Source organism: Imperialibacter sp., from assembly GCF_040222815.1.
Lineage (GTDB): Bacteria > Bacteroidota > Bacteroidia > Cytophagales > Cyclobacteriaceae > Imperialibacter.
Map to the genome: position 1 here is coordinate 214,956 of NZ_JAVKCH010000015.1, position 21,542 is coordinate 236,497.

A 21,542-nucleotide genomic window follows, 5' to 3' on the forward strand; every position below is an offset into this window, starting at 1 on the left:
AAATTGGGTATTGGGCCAATTAGTTCTTTACCCCACCTTTGACACAGAACAAAAAAAGCTATGGCTATTCGTATTGCTTTGGTTGAGGATAATCCGTCGCTGCGAAAGCGATTCATCGACAACTTTAAATATTTCCAGAGTATTGACCTGGTACTTGTCAGTCCAACCGGGGAGGATTTTCTCGGCAAAATAGAACAGCCCACTGCAAAAGAGCTACCTCAGGTGGTTCTCATGGACATTGAATTGCCCGGCATCGATGGAATAGAAACGACCAGCCGCCTTAAACAGTCGCAGCCTGACATTGAGGTGATGATGCTCACCGTGTTTGAGCAGCCCGACAAGATATTCAGCTCTCTGAAAGCCGGTGCTGTGGGTTACATGCTCAAAGACGAAAGCCCAGCTAATATTGTGAAAGCGATTGAAGAGCTATTGGAGGGCGGTGCTCCGATGTCGAGAACTATCGCCCGCAAAATGATCGGTTTGATTAGTTCAGACCCAAACCTCGGCGAGGATTCGAAACTGAAAGATCAGGCCATTCAGGAATACGGGCTCTCTGAGCAGGAAGTGAAAATAATCCAGCGGCTTGTGGACGGAAACAACTACCTCGGTATAGCTGAAGGGCTCTTTATCAGCCCTCATACCGTAAAAACACACATCAAGAACATCTACAGGAAACTTCATGTGCACAGTCGGGCCTCGGCCGTGAAACTGGCCATTGACAAGAAAATAGTGGGAATGGTGTCATTGGTTTTGGCTGCCGCTGTAAGACTGCTATCTGCTTAGCTTTTCCACTTAATATTGCAACCCATCGACGGCAGCTGCTCCTCCTCACCCACTGTATTGTCGAGCAAAACAGCATTCAGCGCATTTCGTAAGTCTTTTCCAGTCAGCGGCTGTCCATTTCTTGGTGTGCTGGCATCAAGCCGCCCCCTGTAAACACACTTCACTTCGCTGTCAAACACGTAAAAATCCGGCGTGCAGGCGGCCTGATAGGCTTTGGCAATCTCCTGGGTTTCATCATACAAATAGGGAAAGGAAAAGGCTTTCTCCTTTGCCTTGATTTTCATTTGCTCAGGCCCATCCTCCGGGTAATTCACCACGTCGTTCGAGCTGATGGCCACAAAACCAATGCCATTCGATTGGTATTCGCCAGCAATCGCCAACACCTCATCCAATACATGAATGACATAGGGACAATGATTACAAATAAACATCACCACGGTGCCCTTGTCGCCTTTGACGTCATTTAGGGACGCCATCTTGTCAGAAGCGGTATCTAAAAGTTTAAAATCCGGGGCTTTGGTTCCCAGCGGGAGCATCGTAGAATAAGTACTGGCCATTTTTCGACTTTTATTTACATAAAGGCCTAAACATGCAAAAAGTTCTGAAAATGAAGAAATATGCTAAAATTACCTTCTGTAAAAAGCCCTGTTGGGTGGGTCGCCACTTATCTCTATCTTGATGGGCATCTTCGAAAACCTAGCATACCCAACTATGAGGCGACTTAACAAACAGACTATATTATTTGCGGCTTTAGCGCTTTTTCAAATATTTTCCATTGGCGTTTTTGCTCAGAGGAGAAGTATTACCCCATCACCTGCCAGGGCTGAAGGTGACGGCCCCTACACGCAGCTTATCATTCGTGGCGCCATCATCATCAACGGCACCGGAGCGCCGCCAATCGGGCCGGTGGACATCGTTATCGAACAAAACAAAATCAAAAGCGTCCAGACCGTTGGATATCCCGGTGTTGAGATCAACGCCGAAAGACGCCCAAAACTCAAAGAAGGCGGGAAGGAAATTGACGCTTCGGGCATGTATGTGCTTCCCGGGTTTATCGATATGCACGGGCATATCGGCGGCGTGACGCAGGGGACTCCGGCCGAATATGTTTTCAAGCTATGGATGGCGCATGGCATCACTACGATTCGAGAACCTTCGGCCGGCAACGGCCTGGACTGGACACTTGAACACAAGAAAAAGAGCCAGACAAACGAAATCACTGCTCCCCGTATACTGGCTTACACGGCCTTTGGAATGGGCAAAGAAGGCGGTATCAACAGCCCGGAAGAAGCTCGCCTTTGGGTGCAGGAAAACGCTAAAAAGGGAGCAGACGGCATCAAATTCTTTGGTGCCAGTCCCGACATCATGGAAGCTGCCCTTCGTGAAAATAAAAGACTTGGACTAAGAGCTGCCTGCCACCATGCGCAAATGGACGTAGCCCGGGCCAACGTGCTCAATACCGCCAGTTGGGGCCTCACCAGCATGGAGCACTGGTACGGTCTGCCGGAAGCCATGTTCGACAACCGCACAATTCAGGATTTCCGACTCGACTACAACTATCAAAACGAACAGCATCGTTTTGGCGAAGCAGGAAAGCTTTGGAAACAAGCGGCAGCACCTTATTCTGAAAAATGGAATGCCGTGATGGATTCACTCATTGATCTCGACTTCACGTTGGATCCAACTTTCAATATTTACGAAGCAAATCGTGACCTTATGCGGGCACGTACTGCCGAGTGGCATCAGGATTACACACTTCCCTCGCTGTGGGATTTCTACCAGCCGAGCAAACAATCGCATGGCTCTTACTGGCACTACTGGGGCACCGAAGAAGAAATTCAATGGAAAGAGAACTACCGGCTTTGGATGACTTTTGTCAACGAATACAAAAATCGGGGTGGCAGGGTAACTACCGGTTCGGACTCAGGCTTCATATTCCAATTGTACGGCTTTGCCTATATCAGAGAAATGGAGCTACTGAGAGAAGCGGGCTTCCATCCTCTGGAAGTGATCCGCTCGGCCACTTTGTATGGAGCGCAGGCACTAGGCATGGAAAAGGAGATTGGCAGCATCGAAGTGGGTAAACTTGCCGACCTTGTGATAGTGGAAGAGAATCCGCTGCAAAACCTTCAGGTACTTTACGGAACAGGTGCCATCAAATTGACGGAAGACAATGAAGTTGTAAGAGTTGGCGGCGTGAAGTATACGATCAAAGACGGCATTGTTTACGATGCCAGGCAACTGCTGGAGGACGTGAAAACAATGGTGACGGAATCCAAAGAGGCAACCGGAAAGACTATCAAACAGCCCGGTGTTAACTAAAATTTTAGCGCAAGGGAGTTTAATAACCGGATAGAAACGAAGTAAGCCTTTTGAAATTATCTTTTTTCAAGATTTTTTAGTATTATGAAGATTATTTGAAGCATCGCCTACATTATAGTATTATTAAATGCGTATCCCTGACCAACCCTTTTTACCAAAACCTATTTTTGAAAAATTTCCTCTTTCAGCGATAGTCGCTTTTGCAGTCCTACAGGTTCTTTTATTCGGTTGTATCCCCACTGAACCGAGCAGCGAAGGGAAAAAAGACGGGACAGTAGAGACAGGTCAAGCCTCAGTAGAAACTGATGCAGAACCCTACGAGGCACTTTCTCTTCTGGGCAAAAAACTAAAAAGACCTGAGCTTTCTGACAAACAGCGAGCGGCACTTGAAGAAAATCTGGCAAAGGCTAAGGCAAATTTCGATGCGTATCCTGACAGCCTGGACTTCATCATTTGGTATGGAAGAAGGCTTGCCTACATGTCGATGTACAAAGAGGCCATACAGGTATACACCGACGGACTAAGAGAATTTCCTGATTCGTACAGGATCTACCGCCACAGGGGCCACCGGTATATTTCCATCAGGCAGTTTGACGACGCCATCAGGGATTTGGAGAAGGCAGCTTTTTATATGCGTGGGGAAGAAACCATGATCGAAAAAGATGGGATACCAAATAAGCTTAACATACCGCTGTCAAGTACGCAGTTCAATGTTTGGTATCATCTTGGACTTGCCTACTATTTGAAAGGCAACTACGATAAGGCTATTTCTGCCTACAAAAAATGTATGGAGTTCTCCACCAACGATGACCTGCTGGTGGCTACCTCCGACTGGATGTACATTACCTACAGGAAGCTGGGGAATCTGCAAGCCGCTGACAAAGTGCTTGAGGCTATCAAACCAAAAATGAAGATCATCGAGAACGACTCCTACCACAAGCGCCTTCTGATGTATAAAGGTCTCTTACGGCCAGAGGAGGTTCTCAATACAGACGAGGAGGATGGCGTTCAACTCGCCACACAGGGCTATGGGGTGGCCAACTGGTACCTTCTCAATGGCAACATCGAAAAGGGCAGGGACATTCTGCAAAAGGTGGTCGACGGGGAAAGCTGGTCTGCCTTTGGGTACATTGCCTCCGAGGTTGAGCTCACCAACCTACAAGCCTTACTTTAATTCGTTTCTCAGCGCCAGGGCAACCTCCGGGTAGTTTGTAATGACGCCATCAACTCCCATGCCCAACACTTTCACCATTTCGTCCGTTGTATTAACTGTATACGGAATGACGGTCAAACCATCATCGTGGTGTCGTTTAACCAGCGACGCATTGATCATTTTGTGGTAGTAGTTTATTGACTCCACGTGGGTCGTAGAGGCCCTTCCTAGTCGGAACCTGTTATCCTGATAAAACGGAACAAAGAAAAGTGAGGTTTGGCTAACCAGCAGCTTTTGTAAGGGTATGTTGTAGCCACTGGCATGTGCCTCCTCCAAATATTTTGAGTCAAACGACTGAATGATGCACCAGTCTTCCGCTCCATACTTATGCACTTCCTCAGCCACCTGCTTTCCAAGCCCATCATACAGCCCGTCTTTCGGCCATTTAATTTCTATCAACACCTTCACCTCGCCATTGATGCCAACAATGACTTCCGCTAAAGAAGGTGCCAGCTCTCCCTTAAATGTGTCATCAAACCAGCCACCGGCATCCAGCACCCGAATCTCGTCATAAGTCATGTCCGAAATAGCACCTGAGCCATTGGTGGTTCTGTCCACTGTGGCATCGTGCATGACTATGAGATGCCCGTCTTTACTTCTGTGCACATCCAACTCTATCACATCGGCACCTAACTCTATCGCCTTACGAAACGAGGCCATCGTGTTTTCAGGGGCATGCCCAGCCGCACCACGATGCCCCACGATAATGAAGTTTTTTTTCCTGATATCGTCAATTGTATAAGATTCCATATTGTTTGCCATCACTGGCCAGAAAAACCAAGCTAAGCCAGCAGCGATCAGGCCTAGCCCACCAAAGATATATTTTAGCATAAAAGAGGTTTTGAGGATAATTTAAACAATTAGGCGGTCAAAATGCCTCAGCAACGTTGAGATAAACAGCATAGAAGCCATCTGTTGCCACTCCAAAATCGAGTCGGAGGTTGAGCTTTTGGTCCTTTATCGGCCTGAATCGCCCGCCAGCACCAACCACAGCTTTTACCGGGGTCTGAAAAGCCGAAGCTATGCCGGGGGAAACATTTCCGACACCAGCAAAAAGCACGCCTCCCAGCCTCCAAAAAAGCGTTCTTCTCCCCTCCACCTGAAAATACCAGGAGACTTTGTCACGGTACAGGTTTTCATTCTTAATTCCTCTTAGTCTATCGTTTCCACCTAACTGCGGAAGCCTGTAAAACGGGATATTGTTACCGGCCACTGAGTTGATCACAAGCTGTAGCCCCAAAACATGCTTTGGCGAGATAACTTCCCGAAAGTACCTTGAATCGATGTTCAACTGCGCAAAGGAATAGTTGCTGCCTACTACTTTACTAAAGTAATGGAGGTTGCTGGTCACGTACCATCCTTTTGAAGGGTAAAGGACATTGTCTCTGGTGTCGTAGATAAATATCGGCCCCAGACCATTCGTCCAGCCGCCACCGGTTCCCGACACCTCGCCTGTCTCAAGCACAGCCCCATCCTTGAAGTCGCTAAGCTTGTCATACCTGAAGTCGTATGACAGTCCAAAAAAGTATTTTTCGTCCCTGATCTTCATCCACCGACCGTTCAGCTGGCCAAACTGATCCAGAAACATTTCCAGGTCATCCGGGTGTGTGTCATTTCCAATGCCGAAAAAAAAGTCAGGGTAGTTCCGTATCCGCAGGGTATTACTCAGGTAGGTAGCGTTTTGGAAATATTGCTCCGACCTGAGGGAACTGATTATCTGTTTGTTGGCAGTGTAAATAAATATAGGAGCCAGCGTGCTGGGCCGCCTGAAGCTGCTTGTGTCCACCTGCTTCTCGGGCAAAATCCACATGCCCATAAAGCCACCGAAGAACCTTGACTCAGGCGAATAACCCAGAATTGGGGCGGCTATAACCCTTCCTCTTTTTTTTGTAACTGAATCCGTTTCTTCCACGGTTTGGCACAGCCCGTCCCATGGCAGCAACAGAACAAGTAAAAAGAGAAAGTGAGAACACTTCATCCTAGGCTTCGCCAACAGATATATTCAGCTCTTTCAACTGTTCTGCTGAAATAGTCGATGGCGAGTCAATCATTACGTCCCTACCCGAGTTGTTTTTAGGGAATGCAATAAAGTCACGGATGGAATCTACGCCACCAAACAGGGAGCAAAGCCTATCGAAGCCAAAAGCAATACCACCGTGCGGAGGTGCGCCATATTCGAAAGCTTCCATCAGGAAACCGAACTGCTTCTTAGCCTCTTCGTCGGTAAAACCGAGTGTCTTAAACATCAACTGCTGAGTAGGCCTGTCGTGAATACGGATAGAGCCGCCGCCGACTTCCACACCATTGATCACCATGTCGTAGGCATTGGCCCTGATGGCACCCGGGTCTGTCTCCAGCAGCTTCATGTCTTCTTTCTTCGGTGCGGTGAAAGGGTGGTGCATCGCATGGAAGCGTTTTGTTTCCTCATCCCACTCAAGCAACGGAAAATCTAGCACCCAAAGTGGTTTGAAATCGTCCCTTTTTCTCAGGCCGAGTTTGTTACCCATCTCCAGCCTCAGTTCATTCATGGCTTTGCGGGTCTGGTTTTTGTCACCGGCCAATACAAGTATCAGGTCACCAGCCTCTGCACCGCAGGCTGCGGCCCATTCCTTCAGCTGGTCTTCTGAATAAAACTTGTCTACCGAAGATTTGAAAGTGCCATCGGTATTGCATTTGAGATAGACCATACCTTTGGCCCCAACTTGTGGTCGTCTGACAAAATCGGTCAATGCATCCAGCTCCTTTCGGGTGTACTCTGCACAGCCTTTGGCACAAATGCCCACCACCAATTCGGCGGCATCAAATACCTGAAAGCCTTTGCCCTGGGTAAGGGCATTCAGCTCAACGAACTCCATGCCGAATCGGATATCCGGCTTGTCGCTACCGTATTTTAACATTGCCTCATCGTAGGTCATGCGAGGGAAAGCACCAAATTCCAGTCCTTTTTCTTCTTTGAAAAGCGACTTCACCAGCCCTTCGAATATGTTGAGAATATCTTCCTGCCCAACAAACGACATCTCGCAGTCAATCTGGGTAAACTCGGGCTGGCGGTCTGCCCGCAGGTCTTCGTCACGGAAACACTTCACAATCTGGAAGTAGCGGTCGAAGCCCGAAACCATCAGCAACTGCTTGAAAGTCTGGGGGCTCTGTGGCAAGGCGTAAAACTCACCCGGGTTCATACGGGAAGGCACTACAAAGTCACGGGCACCCTCAGGAGTGGACTTGATAAGCACCGGCGTTTCCACCTCTATGAACTTGTTGCCATCAAGGTAGCGGCGGGTATACTGCATCATCCTGTGACGAAGCTCAAGGTTGCTTCTTACGGAGTTTCTGCGCAGGTCCAGGTAGCGGTACTTCATGCGAAGTTCATCGCCTCCGTCAGTCTCATCTTCAATAATGAACGGCGGCACCTTGGCTGGATTTAACACCTCCATCGCCGTCACTCTGATTTCTATGTCGCCAGTCGGCATTTTAGGGTTTTTTGACACCCTTTCTATCACTTCGCCGGTAGCTTTCAGCACAAACTCACGGCCCACGCCCTGTGCCATTTTCTGAATGTCGGCAGCAGTTGATCCTTCGTCAAACATGAGCTGTGTCAGGCCATAACGATCCCTCAGGTCAATCCAGGCCATACCGCCTTTGTCCCGGAGGCGCTGCACCCATCCACAAAGTGTTACGGTAGTTCCTACGTGCTCAAGTCTTAATTCGCCACAAGTGTGAGTTCGAAGCATTGCTAGTCGTTTTGAATTTTGGGAGGCAAAGTTAGCAATACTTTGGTCAAAAGCTTTTACACGGAAAGTTTTACTGACATAGTTTTTGGCCCTTTCGGAGCTATATTTTTCATACTTTTGATTCTTTAAAGCAAAGAGATTAGAATATCCTATGAAATCAGCTTTCCTTATTGTCTGTTTAGTGGCACCCCTTTCCTTAATAGCCCAGCTAAGCCCTACCAAAGTAACTGACTACATCACCGTGAGCCTTCCTTCCGACTTTCGACCGATGAACGAGCAGGAGATCAACAGTAAGTATGTCTACACCAGAAGACCCATGGCGCTTTATACTGACTACGGTGTTACAGTAGATTTTGGGATTAACAGGGGCAATAACCAATGGACTCAGGGCGATCTCACTATTCTTAAAGATTTTTATAAGGCCAATATTTCTTCTCTGTACGATGAAGTGAGTTTCACCAAAGACGCCATCGAAACTATCAACGGCCGGGAGTTTGCTGTATTTGAGTTTGTTGCAATAGTTAAACCTGAGGAAGACGCCATTACTAACGAATCAGCCCTCCGTACTTACAGCTATATACAGTACACCATTGTCAACAACCAAACGCTTGTGTTCACGCTTTCATCGCCTTACCAGCACATAAGGAAGTGGAAGGATTTGGCGCCACAGATCATGCAAAGCGTATCCATCAAAAAGAACTTTAAGTGAGCGGACTAACAGTTTTCAGCGACGATCATTTCATGAAAGTCGCACTGCGTGAGGCGGAGAGGGCGCTGGAAGAAGATGAAATTCCTGTGGGGGCTGTCATTGTTTGCCAGAATAAGGTCATTGCCAAAGGCTACAACCACACAGAAAAGCTTACTGACGTCACCGCCCATGCTGAAATGCTGGCGATTACTTCAGCAGAAAACTACCTGAGCTCCAAATACCTGACCGATTGCACACTGTACGTCACGCTTGAGCCTTGTGTGATGTGCGCCGGAGCGCTCCACTGGACACAAATAAGCCGCATTGTTTACGGCGCCTCTGATTTACAGCGGGGCTATTCGCTGCTGACTGAAAATGTGCTGCACCCAAAGACAAAGGTGTCATCGGGGATTATGGAACAGGAATGCCGGCAACTGATCAACACCTTTTTCAAAAAGCTTAGGGGGAAGGAGTGATTTCATCTATAACCTCATCAACAATATCTATCCCATCAATGAACTATACCCACTCGTTGGGGTTATTTAATTGGGCAGTTCTTAGTAGATTTACTGTTCAGAATATAAATGTTCAACCATAAAACAAATCAATAATTATGGCATTCGAATTACCAGCATTACCATATGCAACCAATGCGCTGGAGCCGCATATCGACGCCCGCACCATGGAAATACACCACGGCAAGCACCACAATGCTTACGTGACGAACTTGAATAAAGCCATCGAAGGCACTGACATGGCCGGCAAGTCGCTCGAAGAGTTAATGAAAAGTCATTCCAATGTTCCTGCTGTTCGCAACAACGGCGGTGGTCACTGGAACCACTCACTTTTCTGGACAGTAATGGGCCCTGGCAAAGGCGGTCAGCCTTCAGGTGCTTTGGCTGATGCTATCAACGCTGCCTTCGGTTCATTCGATGGCTTCAAAGAAAAATTTTCTGCAGCAGCAGCTACCAGGTTCGGCTCAGGCTGGGCATGGCTTTGCGTAAAAGGTGGCAAGCTTGAAATATGCTCTACTGCCAACCAGGACAATCCATTGATGCCTGACGCAGGTTGCAGTGGCACACCCATTCTTGGTCTTGACGTGTGGGAGCACGCTTATTACCTCAACTACCAGAACAGAAGACCTGACTACGTGGCAGCTTTCTACAATGTGGTAGATTGGGATGCAGTAGCCAAGCGTTTTGCAGCGGCAAAATAATTAGCCAGTTGCTATTAAATATCAGAGCCCTTCCAGCACTGGAGGGGCTTTTTTATTGCCCATCGATCAACCCATATCCCTGACCACGCAATTAGCCCTTCCTTTTTAGGTATCGAATTAGGATATTGAGAAATAAACGATTCAAAACATACCTACTATTATGAGTTCAACATCCAGAAGAACATTTATACAAAAGACCGGCATGGCCGCTGCGGGCGGACTAGCCCTCAGCCAAATACCTTTTTCTTCATTCGCCGGAGTACAGAAGCCAGTCGCAGCAGCAGACAAGCTACGCTATGGTGTGATCGGCTGCAACGGCATGGGCTGGAGCGACATGCGCTCCCACCTCAACATGGACGAAGTGGACTGCATCGCCCTTTGCGATGTTGACCAAAGCGTGCTTGACAGGCGCTCCGCCGATGTGGAAAAAATGAGAGGTAAAAAACCTACTCAATACGGCGACTACCGCAAAATGCTGGAAAACAAAGACATTGACGTAGTGATCATTGGCACACCGGACCACTGGCACTGCAAAACCATGGTTGATGCTGTGCAGGCTGGCAAGCATGTGTATGTGGAGAAGCCCATCGCCAATACCATGGAGGAGTGTAACCTGATGGTAGCTGCTGCGAAAAAATATGGGAAAATTGTGCAGGTTGGACAATGGCAGCGAAGCGGTCCGCATTACGAGCAGGCGCTCGATGTGGTTCGCTCAGGGAAGCTGGGGCAGATCAGGCTGGTAAAAGTATGGGCCTATCAGGGCTGGATGAAGCCGGTGCCAGTGTTGCCCGACACGGCAGTGCCTGCGGGTGTCAACTACGACATGTGGCTCGGCCCGGCGCCGAAACGGCCTTTCAATGAAAACCGTTTTCACTTCAACTTTCGCTGGTTTTGGGACTATGCAGGAGGCTTGATGACCGACTGGGGCGTACACGAAATTGACATAGCGCTTTATGCCATGGGCGTAAAAGCACCTAAATCAGTCATGGCATCCGGTGGCAAGTTTGCCTACCCTGATGATGCTTCGGAAACACCCGACACATTACAGACGGTGTTCGAATACGACGGTTTCAATATGCTGTGGGAGCACGCCACAGGTATCAATGGAGGGAATTATGGAAAAACTGAGGGAATTGCTTTCATTGGCAACAACGGAACTTTGGTTGTCCACCGAGGAGGCTGGGAAATTATTCCGGAAACAGAGCAAAAAGATGGCATGACCATGTATAAAATGGATGACGTGCCTGACCAGCGGCCACAGGGAGTTGCGCTTGATCTTCACACAAGAAATTTTGTTGATGCCATCAAGGCAAACGACTCATCGAAACTCAAGTGCGGCATTGAAACAGGAAGCATTGCAGCCATTAATGCGCAAATGGGCAATATCGCTTACAAAACAGGGAGGAAAGTTTTCTGGGATGCGGCAAACGGACAGTTCAAGGACGATGCAGAAGCCAACGCCCTGATGAAGGCCAACTATAATAATGGATGGACTTTGCCCAAGGTCTAAATAAAGAAAGCCCTTCTCAATGATTCACAGAGAAGGGCTTTCTTTTTATGCCTGACCCATTGCTTTTAAATAAGCTGCGTGGGATCCCAGCGCAATCCGCATGCGTGGATATTCGATGTATAAAATTCCGTTCTCCTCACACACTTTCTTAATAATCTTGCTTATCGCCGGATAGTGAATATGTGAGATCTTGGGAAACAAATGGTGCTCGATCTGGTAGTTTAAGCCACCTACCCACCACGTAATCAGTTTGTTCTTAGTAGCAAAGTTCGCAGTAGTTTTTATCTGATGAATCGCCCACTCGTCTTCAAGCTTGTTCAATTCATTCGGGACGGGAAAATGAGTGTGTTCCACTGTGTGTGCTAATTGGAATACAAGCGTAAGCACTAATCCGGCAAATAAGCCCATCACCAGGAAGCCTGTTAGCCATGGCAAGAAACCCACCATATAAATTGGCAGCGCCATGTAAACGACCGCATGAATGGCTTTGAAACCCCAAAAGCTGATGTGATCCTTAGGCTTCATCTTCATTAGCGGCATAGAGCCTACCTTCTGGGTAAAGTACTTCTTGTAATCTGTAAAGAATACCCAATACAGATAAAGCAGAGAGTAAGCGAACCAACCATAAATATGCTGATAGCGATGAATCTTTCGATGACGCTGGGTCGAGCATAGTCTCAGGAACGGCCTGGCGTCAATATCATCGTCAATTTCATCAATATTGGTGTAGGTGTGATGAATAACGTTGTGCTTGGTGTTCCACATAAATACATTGGCACCAAGAAAATTGAGTGATAAACCTGCGAGCTTATTCACCCATTCTTTGCGGCTAAAACTTCCATGGGAACCATCATGCATCACATTGAATCCGATGGCGGCCGTTAAACCTCCCATTATTACAGATTCCGTGAGAGCCAACCACGTGCCTGGAGTAAAAAAAACCAAATGGATATAGAAACCCACCCAGCTCAATACCAGAACAACTGCCTTTACGTACAGCTTATAGTTACCTGTCGACGGCTTTCCTGCCTCTTGAAAGTATTCGTTTATTCTTGACCTCAGTTCGCCATAAAAGGAATTTCCCTGAGATGAAAATTTAGGTGCACTCATTAGGGTTCTTGTTATTTTACAGTACAAAAGAAACCTTTTGCACATTGATAAATTGAGTTGACAAAGGTACGATTAAAACCGGAAATATTTTTCGCAATTTTATCGGCGGCGAGCTTCATGAAACGACTCACGCTTAGGGATGCTTTTGGTTAACGATATTTTAGGCAGCTTAGTTCTTGTTAACACGAGGGCTTGCCTCTGCGCCGCCCCTGTCCACTATTTTTCGTAAAGTTTTTTCAAGTCGCTCAATTCATCTCTCAATCTGGCTGCATCAATAAAATCCAGCTCCTTGGCTGCCTTTTCCATGGCTTTTTGTGTTTGCTTGATAAGCTTTTCGAGCTCAGGCTTTGGCATGTATTGAACAATCGGGTCGGCGGCAATACTTGGTTCCTCATTTTCGACGTAGTACTTCCTTCCATCCTTTTTGGAATCAGCCACTTTAGTTTGACCCATAATTGAGCCTATATTCTTTTTAACAGATCGGGGGGTAATACCGTGCTCTTTGTTGTAAGCAATTTGGATGTCTCTCCTCCGATAGGTTTCGTCAATGGCCTCACGCATGGAGTCAGTAACCTTATCGGCATACATAATCACCTTTCCGCTTTCATTTCTGGCCGCCCGTCCAATTGTCTGAACCAGAGACCGCTGGTTCCGAAGAAAACCCTCTTTGTCCGCATCCAAAATAGCTACCAGCGAAACCTCCGGTAAGTCGAGGCCCTCACGCAAAAGGTTGACGCCTACGAGGACATCGAAAACGCCTAGTCTCAGCTCTCTAAGAATTTCTACCCTGTCAAGTGCATTCACCTCTGAGTGGATATAGCGTGACTTCACGCCAGCCCTCTCAAGGTACTTCTGCAGCTCCTCTGCCATTCTTTTAGTAAGCGTTGTTACCAGTACCCGTTCTTCTTTTTTCACCCGTTCATCAATCTCTTCCAGCAGATCATCAATCTGATTGATACTTGGCCTGACATCAATCTCCGGGTCAAGAAGGCCGGTTGGCCTGATGATCTGCTCAACAACTACACCCTCTGACTTTCGGAGTTCGTACTCAGCCGGAGTGGCACTAACAAAAATCACCTGACTCAACATCCCTTCAAACTCGTTAAACGTCAGCGGCCTGTTGTCCAGCGCCGATGGAAGCCTGAAACCGTAGTCGACCAGATTCACTTTCCTTGATCTGTCACCTCCCCACATGGCCCTGATCTGAGGCACAGTTACATGGCTTTCGTCAATCACCATCACAAAATCCTCAGGGAAATAATCAAGCAGACAGAAAGGTCTTTGGCCTGATTGCCTCCTGTCGAAATAGCGGCTATAGTTCTCCACTCCCGAACAATAGCCGAGCTCTCTTATCATTTCAAGGTCAAACTCTGTTCGCTCTTTCAACCGTTTTGCTTCGAGAAACCGCCGCTCGCTTTCAAAATAGTTAACCTGGGCCATCATGTCGTCCTGAATTTCAATAATGGCCTGCTGGATCACGTCTTTCCCTGTTACAAACAGGTTGGCAGGAAATATTGTGATGATTTTCTCGTCGCTGAGCTTTTTGCCCGACTGAGGATCAATTCGCTGAATAGACTCAATTTCGTCTCCCCAGAAAATAATGCGGTAGGCAAAGTCGGCATAAGCAACGAAAATATCGACCGTATCACCCTTCACCCGAAAGTTACCCCGCTTAAACTCTACCTCAGTTCTGCTGTACAAAATGTCTACAAAACTGAAAAGCAGTTGATTTCGGGTGATCTGCTGCCCTTCCTCCAACCTGATAACATTTTTACCAAACTCATCCGGATTTCCTATACCGTATATGCAGGAGACGGAAGCAACCACTATAACGTCCCGCCTTCCGCTTAGGAGCGCCGAAGTAGCACTTAGCCGTAGCTTTTCAATTTCTTCGTTGATAGAAAGGTCCTTCTCTATGTAAAGTCCTGTGGTTGGAATGAACGCTTCCGGCTGGTAGTAGTCATAGTACGAAATGAAGTACTCAACAGCATTGTTAGGAAAGAACTGCTTCAACTCGCCGAATAGCTGAGCAGCCAATGTTTTGTTGTGGCTGAGGACAAGGGCTGGTCTGTTCACTTCCTTGATCACGTTGGCTACGGTGAAGGTTTTTCCGGAGCCCGTCACTCCCAGCAGCGTCTGGGCGGGTTCGTTAGCATTTAGGCCTTTTACAAGCTCTGCAATTGCCTTTGGCTGGTCGCCGGTGGGTTGGTATTCAGATGTTAGTTCGAAGTCCAAAGAGTAGAAATTTGTTGGTCAACGAATAAACGAAATAATCATCACTTTTGATTCCATATTTCCCAGGCTCGCTCGGCCTGCAAAACCAGCATGTCGTATCCGTTTTTTACTTTGGCTCCGTTCTGCAGGCCTTTTTTCATAAAAAGTGTCTCGGCTGGATTGTAGACCAGGTCATACAATAAATGGCCGGCACCAATCTGATCAAACCCAATGTCCGGGCATTTTCCAATATCCGGGTATGTGCCTAATGGTGTCGTATTAATAATAAGCCTCCGCTGCTCAATAATCCCGGGCTCTTTTTTCAAACCTTCATAGGTTATAACACCATTCCCGGCAGACCTTGACACCTGAAGGAATTCAATCTTCAGGTCCTCCAGCGCCACTTTTACGGCAGAAGCCGCTCCACCTGTGCCCAGCACCAGGGCTTTTGCTCCAACTATTTCATCGCCGGCCCAATTTTGCAACGAGCGCAAAAAACCTATGTAGTCCGAGTTAAATCCTGTCAGGCTTCCATCTGGCTCTTTTCTGATCACATTTACTGCCCCGACTCTTGACGCACTCTGGTCAAGCCTGGTCAGCAGAGGAATGACTGCCTTTTTATGCGGGATGGTGACGTTTATGCCTACCAGGTCGGCGTTCTCTTTAAACAACGATGGAAAGCCAGCGGCGGCCTCCATCTCGAACAGCTCGTAAGACGTGTCGTTGATTCCTTCTTCGAGAAACTTTCGTGTAAAATATTTCTTCGAGAATGAATGTGTAAGAGGAAAACCAATCAGACCAAACAGCCTAGACATTACTTTTTCTTGATACTTGTGTGTGCAATCTTTTCAATAACCACAACAACGCCAAACCCAAGAGCAATGAAAAGGAGTGCGAACAGAATTTGGGGATCCTGTCCTGTCAGCTTATGATAGTAATGCGGCCATACATTGCTTTCAATAAAGGGCACCTGTTCGCCTGCACTATTCAACCGAAACTGCACCACCCGTTTCCAGGGCCATATCTTGTACAGAGACCCCACCATAAAGCCGGAAAGCAGTCCGATGGCCATATTGTGGTACTTTTTTAAAAACCAGGAAATCGCCCGTGAAAATGACAAAAGCCCTATAATACACCCGGCAGCGAAGAGAGCAATAACAAGATAGTTTAGCTCCTTAAGCGCCCTCAACACATACTCGTATTTGCCCATGATCAGCAAAATAAAGCTGCCGGAAATACCAGGAAGTATCATGGCGGTAATGGCTACCATTCCACTCAGGACGATAAACCACCAGGCCGTTGGTGTGGTGGCTGGGGTAGATGAAACAATGATGTAAGCGGAAGCCAGTCCTACTACGAATGCCACCACTACGCCGGGAGACCAGCTTTTGATCTGCCTGGCAATGGTAATGGAGGAAATGATAATAAGGCCGAAGAAAAAAGACCAAACATAGATCGGATACAGTTCAAGCAAATGTGTGATCACCTGCGCAAAGATGATGATGCTCAACCCGATACCGGAAAGCAGGGTCACAAGAAAACTACCATTGATGTGGCGCCAAAGCTCGTTGATTTTGAAGCCTGTAAGCAACCTCAGCGCCGTTAGGTCAAATGCTTTGATGGTGTCCAATAGCTCTTCATAAATACCTGTGATGAAGGCAATTGTTCCGCCGGAGACTCCAGGTATCACATCCGCACTTCCCATTGCCAGGCCCTTCAAAAAGAGCAAAAAATAGTCAGTTAACTTTCTAGGCATTTAAATGACGTCCAGGTGTTGACAAAAGAGGTCATTTCTATTTAAGAAATGACCTCCCAATAAAATCATATAGTTAAAACTGGCCCAGGAAATGATCAAACGTATCTCCTCTCAAGCCCAGTCTTATCGTTTCTAACGGAATTACCTCTTGGGGGGCAATATTTCCCAGGTTCACATTGGCCCCCAGCAACTTAATAAACCAAACTTGCTGCGCCTTTTGAGGTGCCTCCCAGATAATCCGCTCAAACGGAATTTTCGTTAAAATTTCCTCCACCAGACCCTGGCGTACTTCTCCAGAATCTCTGAACAAACCAACGTTTCCTCCTTCTCTGGCCTCTCCAATCACTTTCCAGGCACCGGCGTCCAACTCCGTCTGCATCTGCTCAATCCATTTATAAGGTGGGATGATCTTGGCAGCATCCTTTGATCCGACTTCTGACAATACAGTTACCTGGCTAGACAACTGCTGAATGTATTCGCATTTTCTGTCATGATCGAGGGTAATAGAGCCGTCCGACACCTCTGCATACTTCAATCCGTATTTGTCCAAAACCTTTCTATAGTCATCAAATTGATCCCTGATTACAAAGGCTTCAAACAAAGTGCCTCCAAGATATACAGGTATACCCGCCGACTGATAGAGGTCAATTTTCTCTTTTAGTTTTGGGAACACGTATGAAGTCGCCCAGCCTAACTTAATAATATCGACATACTCACCACATGTTTCAAGCAAATCCGCTGCTTCTCTAAGACTGCTCCCTTTGTCCATCACCATGGTAAAACCCGTCTGCCGTGGCTTCTTAGTTCTCTCCGGAACCTTACTTAATGCATAGTTTTCTAACATCTCAATTTCCTAAAATTCCAAACAAAAAAAGCCAATACACACAAGGCATGGCTTTCAAACAACCTTAAAAAAAGGCAATTCTTATTTATCTTTATTATTAGACTTATAGCGTTCAATGATTTTGTATAATGCCTTCTGTGTCTCAAGTTTTGGAAAAAACTCAAAGAGGACGACGTGATTTTCAAAATCCAAAGTTAAGGCATTTTCCAAAATTGCAAAGGCCTCTTTGAATCGGCCTGCAGTTATTAGATACACGGTAGCTCTGTAGTATAAATCGGACTCCTCGGGGCATTCATCCATGCCAGAAGAAACAGTGTCGATAGCCTTCTCATACTGGCCCTGCTCAAAATAAATGTGCGACCAGCCAAGCCAGGCCATCGGATTTTTGGGATCAAGAATGGTTGCCTCCTCAAAAGCATCCATACTGGAAACTATGTTGCCAACTTTGTACTCAGCTTCAGCCACGGCCAACCAATAATCGGGGTTTTCAGCGTTAAGTTTCAGCGCTTTATTATAGAAATGAATGGATTCAAACCACCTTTCCTGGGCCTTCAAACATGATGCAATACCAAAATAGGCTTCGTCATACATGTCATCAAGCTTGGCAGCTCGTCTGTAGAAAGACAACGCCTCATCCAATTCGCCCAATTTTTCATAGGCAGCTCCAATATAGCAATAGGTTTCGGAGCTTGGCCCCTCTAATTCCTCGGTTGTTTGAAACGCCTTTAATGCTTTATCGTACTCCTCTATATTAAGGTAAGCATTGCCCATATTGAAGTAGGCTGAGCTAAAACTATCGTCGATGGCAGCGGCGTACTCATACGCATCGATGGCCTCTACGTGCCTTCCAAGCTTGTTGTAAACTATGCCGAGATTATACCAGGCATACTCCGAAAAAGGATCTCTATCGATGAACTGTTTATAATAATCAAGGCTGCTCTCGAGCTCTCCGGCTACATCCAGGCAATAAGCCAGTTCGTACAGCGCATTCTCATGATTGATATTGAACTCTATGGCTAGCTTATAATTATCAGCCGCCTGTTTGTAGTCTCCTTTTCCCTGAAATGCCAGGCCAATATTGTAAAAAACTTCGTCTTTGTCCTCTATCCATTCAAGGGCGCTATTCAAGGCCTCAATTGCTTCATCATAGTTTCCATTGAGCGACAGGATATTTCCCTTAAGAAGAATGATCTCAGAATCTCCAGGCTGCAGATTTTCAGCGGTTTCAAGCAATTTCAGCGCTTCCTCATACTCTTCAAGTGAGGTGAGTATCGTTGCCTTTCGCAACATTAATTCCACCGAAAATGGAAATTGGCCAAATGCCACATTGACTGCTTTTAATGCTTTGCTGAACTTCAGTTTATCAAGGTAATAGTCTATGATATTCTCGAAGTCGTCTTCCTCAAAATAATGGCTGACTCTCCCTTTCACAAAGTCCTCAAATTTCTCTACCAGCTCTTTAAGCTCTTTCTTACGAAAATCTTCCGCCATTAAATGTGATGATTAATAGTGTGACAAAGGTAGGAACAAAAAAACTAGGGTATTGAATCCCCGAAAACAATCTTTCTAAGTGAAAAACTTCTTTGCTCATTATGTCGCAGAGGGTTTATGTAAGATAGGCAATTATTTAAATTTCTGTCAAAGAAAAATCAAAATAATTGGATGTGTTCCAATAAAAAGATCGGTTTTCAAAAAAAATAGCAATGATTCCTATTGAATGGCAAATTGAAGTGTTGACCTATTATTTATTGACAGTCAGTCAATTGACAAATCATTTAGCTTTTCCCTTATGATCCTCATCGTAATAGCCGTAACCATAGCCATAGCCATAGCCGTAGCCATATCCTTTCTTATTTAAAATTTTCACTGAGTTCAGAATGACAGAAATGTTGTTGAACTTGTTCATTTTGATCAACTTCTGTAGCGTTTTTAAGAATATCTTCCTGGAATAGTCGGCCCTTACGACGTACAGGGTTAAATCCGCTTTTTTCATCACGATCACACCGTCTGTCACCAAGCCAACAGGAGGCGTATCAAGTATTACTACGTCATACTTTTTGGATGCTTGTTTGATAAAATTGTCAAACCTTTCCCCAAGCATCAGCTCAGAGGGGTTTGGAGGAATAGGGCCAGCACCTAAGTATTGAAGCCCCTCAATCTCTGTCGTCTGCACACAATCCTCAAATTTATCCCGCCCGATAAGGACAGTAGACATTCCCTTGTCATCTTTCTCTCTACCAAACGCCAAATGTATCTTGGGTTTTCGCATATCAAGATCCACGACAAGCACCTTCTGCCCTGTTTTAGCCAAAATACCTCCCAGGTTCACCGCAACAAACGTCTTGCCTTCCCCGCTAATGGTTGACGTCACAGCAATTACCCGCTGGTCTCCTCCGTTGAGTAAAAAGTCCATGTTTGTCCTGATACTGCGTAGCGATTCGCTTATTACTGACTGAGGAATCTTATGCACCAACAGCTTTGTGGTCAACAACTTTTCTCTCTTGTACACTGGAATGGAACCAAGAATTGGCACGCTAACCAAACGCTCAAGCTCTCTTTGGTGAGAGATCTTATTGTCTAACAGGTATCTTAAGCCGACAAAGAGAAGGCTCAACAAAAGGCCGCTAACAGCACCTACACCGTAAATGAGTAGTTGCTTGGGATGCACCGGATCCGTTGGTAAAGATGCTGGCGACAGAATGTCGAAGTCCTGAACTGTTCCCGCCTTGGCTATTTCCAGTTCGGCTTTGCTCTTTATCAAAGAAAAGTAGAACTCTTCCTGAAGATTGTAAAACCTTCTGGTTTTGTTGAACTCGGTACCCATGGAAGGTAATTCGACGAAGTTTCGCTCGAGGTTGGCCCTTCTAACATCCAACTCTCTGAGCGCCTTCACAAGATTTTCTTTGTACTCCTCTGTGATGCCTCTAACATTTTTCTTCAAAGTCTCCAGCCGCTGAGTCATGCGAGACACCGCATGGGTATTCTCATTGTAAGACCCCAGCAACACTTCCCGCTCTCCGAACAACTTGTTATATTCTGTCAAAGAACCGGATATGAACTCTGGTAAAGACCTGGAGTTGTAGTTGGCTAGCAGCAACGGCTCGCCCTTGTCCATTTGCTCCTGTGCCATCTGAATATTGGTCAGCTTGTTTTGCAGATCGTATCGCTGCGAGTCGAGCGACTGTAACAGCACGATTGTTCGGCCTAAGTCTGTCTGAATATTCGTCGTTCGGTTCTCTATCGTAAAGTTTTCAAAATAGTCCTCGTACTCCTCTATTTTCCTTTCTGTAATTCCCAGTTGTTCATCCAGGAATGAAAGCTTTTGCTCAATAGCCTGGTTTTTTTCCTCGGTTGTATATTTGAGATAGAGGGTATCAATAGCTGTCACAAAATCTCTCGCTTTATACTTATTGAAGTCTCTCAAAGAGATCTTTATCGTTTTTGCACTAAAGTTGAGTGGCTGAACAGTGACGTTTGATTGGAAAAAGCTAATTAACGCTGACTCACTATTGATAGTGAAATAGTATTTGCCGATGCCATTATCCTCTGCGAAATTCTCAGTCTTCTCAATCAGAAGATTGTAGTCAGGGGTACTGATCGTTTCGCCAAATTTATGCCGGGAGGCACCTGACTGCTCAGCAGGTTCAAATGACAATTCAAATTCGCTTTCCGAAATAATTTCGATATCGATGGGCCTATCGAAAAAGCCGGTATTATGCAACTTATAACTGACCACAAACGGACTGTTCCTGTATCGCTCCTCGGTAAGGATATTTCCATAGTAGTGGTAAGACACATTATAGTTAATCGCCTCAACAACCCGACTGAAAAACAGGTTTGATTTAAGGAGTTCGATTTCACCGGATAGTGAGTTCACACCCGAATTCTCCAGGGGGTTTTGTACCCCCAAAATCACTGCTTCATTCTGAATATTGAGCTTTAACTGCGACTCAGATTCGTAGACAGGCTTGGTGTACCTGAGAAAAGCGTATGAAGCAGTGCCAGCGACCGCAAAAATGGCTGCCACATATAAAATACTACTCCTTACTACCTGAAGTAGCTTTTCGACGTCAAGGTCGTTGAACGCATCTGATTCATTCACGTCCGCACCTAAACCTGATCCGTTTGTGTTGCTGTTCTCTGTCAATTGCTACC

General features: G+C 46.3%; 18 protein-coding genes. 7 read left to right on the forward strand and 11 right to left on the reverse strand.

The window, feature by feature from the left end:
• Positions 1 to 60 precede the first annotated feature (60 nt).
• Positions 61 to 783 (forward strand): response regulator, encoded by a 723-nt coding sequence (locus RIF36_RS05430; RefSeq protein ID WP_350126042.1) that lies wholly within the window; start codon positions 61 to 63, stop codon positions 781 to 783.
• Here RIF36_RS05430 and RIF36_RS05435 read toward each other — a convergent pair.
• Positions 780 to 1,340 carry a thioredoxin family protein gene (locus tag RIF36_RS05435; RefSeq protein WP_350126045.1) on the reverse strand — a complete coding sequence of 187 codons (561 nt, stop codon included), beginning with the start codon at positions 1,338 to 1,340 and terminating at the stop codon, positions 780 to 782. The two genes, RIF36_RS05430 and RIF36_RS05435, sit on opposite strands and share 4 nt — an antisense overlap.
• Before the next feature lie 154 nt (positions 1,341 to 1,494).
• Between RIF36_RS05435 and RIF36_RS05440 the strand changes: the two genes are divergently transcribed.
• Entirely contained in the window at positions 1,495 to 3,105 is a 1,611-nt protein-coding gene (locus tag RIF36_RS05440; RefSeq protein WP_350126048.1) for an amidohydrolase family protein, read from the forward strand.
• Positions 3,106 to 3,232: 127 nt separating this feature from the next.
• Positions 3,233 to 4,279 (forward strand): tetratricopeptide repeat protein, encoded by a 1,047-nt coding sequence (locus RIF36_RS05445; protein ID WP_350126051.1) that lies wholly within the window; start codon positions 3,233 to 3,235, stop codon positions 4,277 to 4,279.
• Here the strand turns inward: RIF36_RS05445 and RIF36_RS05450 are convergent.
• The 3 genes from RIF36_RS05450 to aspS all read right to left on the reverse strand — a co-directional run bounded on the left by RIF36_RS05450 (position 4,271) and on the right by aspS (position 8,049).
• Entirely contained in the window at positions 4,271 to 5,149 is an 879-nt protein-coding gene (locus RIF36_RS05450) for a glycerophosphodiester phosphodiesterase (protein WP_350126054.1), read from the reverse strand. The genes RIF36_RS05445 and RIF36_RS05450 overlap by 9 nt on opposite strands.
• A 37-nt stretch (positions 5,150 to 5,186) precedes the next feature.
• Complete coding sequence (locus RIF36_RS05455; protein WP_350126057.1) at positions 5,187 to 6,230, reverse strand: BamA/TamA family outer membrane protein; 1,044 nt, start codon at positions 6,228 to 6,230, stop codon at positions 5,187 to 5,189.
• 67 nt (positions 6,231 to 6,297) lie between these two features.
• Positions 6,298 to 8,049 (reverse strand): aspartate--tRNA ligase, encoded by a 1,752-nt coding sequence (gene aspS / locus RIF36_RS05460; protein ID WP_350126061.1) that lies wholly within the window; start codon positions 8,047 to 8,049, stop codon positions 6,298 to 6,300.
• A 151-nt stretch (positions 8,050 to 8,200) separates the two neighbouring features.
• Between aspS and RIF36_RS05465 the strand changes: the two genes are divergently transcribed.
• The 4 genes from RIF36_RS05465 (at position 8,201) to RIF36_RS05480 (ending at position 11,463) form a co-directional block, all read left to right on the forward strand.
• Positions 8,201 to 8,758: a hypothetical protein gene (locus RIF36_RS05465; protein ID WP_350126064.1), complete on the forward strand. Its 558-nt coding sequence runs from the start codon at positions 8,201 to 8,203 to the stop codon at positions 8,756 to 8,758.
• A complete protein-coding gene (locus RIF36_RS05470; RefSeq protein WP_350126067.1) occupies positions 8,755 to 9,213 on the forward strand; it encodes a nucleoside deaminase in 459 nt (152 codons plus the stop codon). The genes RIF36_RS05465 and RIF36_RS05470 overlap by 4 nt, the downstream gene beginning before the upstream one ends.
• A gap of 137 nt (positions 9,214 to 9,350) precedes the next feature.
• On the forward strand, positions 9,351 to 9,953 hold the full coding sequence (locus tag RIF36_RS05475) for a superoxide dismutase (protein ID WP_350126069.1): 603 nt from the start codon (positions 9,351 to 9,353) through the stop codon (positions 9,951 to 9,953).
• Positions 9,954 to 10,113: 160 nt separating this feature from the next.
• Complete coding sequence (locus RIF36_RS05480) at positions 10,114 to 11,463, forward strand: Gfo/Idh/MocA family protein (RefSeq protein ID WP_350126072.1); 1,350 nt, start codon at positions 10,114 to 10,116, stop codon at positions 11,461 to 11,463.
• Between the two features lie 45 nt (positions 11,464 to 11,508).
• Here the strand turns inward: RIF36_RS05480 and RIF36_RS05485 are convergent, their stop codons facing one another.
• The 7 genes from RIF36_RS05485 to RIF36_RS05515 form a co-directional block, all read right to left on the reverse strand.
• The gene (locus RIF36_RS05485; RefSeq protein WP_350126075.1) at positions 11,509 to 12,573 is read right to left on the reverse strand and encodes a fatty acid desaturase family protein; all 1,065 of its coding nucleotides are present in this window, start codon (positions 12,571 to 12,573) and stop codon (positions 11,509 to 11,511) included.
• A gap of 216 nt (positions 12,574 to 12,789) precedes the next feature.
• The gene (gene uvrB, locus RIF36_RS05490) at positions 12,790 to 14,808 is read right to left on the reverse strand and encodes an excinuclease ABC subunit UvrB (protein ID WP_350126078.1); all 2,019 of its coding nucleotides are present in this window, start codon (positions 14,806 to 14,808) and stop codon (positions 12,790 to 12,792) included.
• A 41-nt stretch (positions 14,809 to 14,849) separates the two neighbouring features.
• Entirely contained in the window at positions 14,850 to 15,602 is a 753-nt protein-coding gene (locus RIF36_RS05495) for a shikimate dehydrogenase family protein (RefSeq protein ID WP_350126081.1), read from the reverse strand.
• The gene (locus RIF36_RS05500; RefSeq protein ID WP_350126084.1) at positions 15,602 to 16,543 is read right to left on the reverse strand and encodes a DUF368 domain-containing protein; all 942 of its coding nucleotides are present in this window, start codon (positions 16,541 to 16,543) and stop codon (positions 15,602 to 15,604) included. Before RIF36_RS05500 ends, RIF36_RS05495 begins: the two co-directional genes overlap by 1 nt.
• Positions 16,544 to 16,616: 73 nt before the next feature.
• Complete coding sequence (locus tag RIF36_RS05505; protein WP_151998113.1) at positions 16,617 to 17,387, reverse strand: phosphosulfolactate synthase; 771 nt, start codon at positions 17,385 to 17,387, stop codon at positions 16,617 to 16,619.
• Positions 17,388 to 17,468: 81 nt separating this feature from the next.
• Complete coding sequence (locus tag RIF36_RS05510) at positions 17,469 to 18,878, reverse strand: tetratricopeptide repeat protein (RefSeq protein WP_350126087.1); 1,410 nt, start codon at positions 18,876 to 18,878, stop codon at positions 17,469 to 17,471.
• Between the two features lie 280 nt (positions 18,879 to 19,158).
• Positions 19,159 to 21,534: a polysaccharide biosynthesis tyrosine autokinase gene (locus tag RIF36_RS05515; protein WP_350126090.1), complete on the reverse strand. Its 2,376-nt coding sequence runs from the start codon at positions 21,532 to 21,534 to the stop codon at positions 19,159 to 19,161.
• Positions 21,535 to 21,542 lie beyond the last annotated feature (8 nt).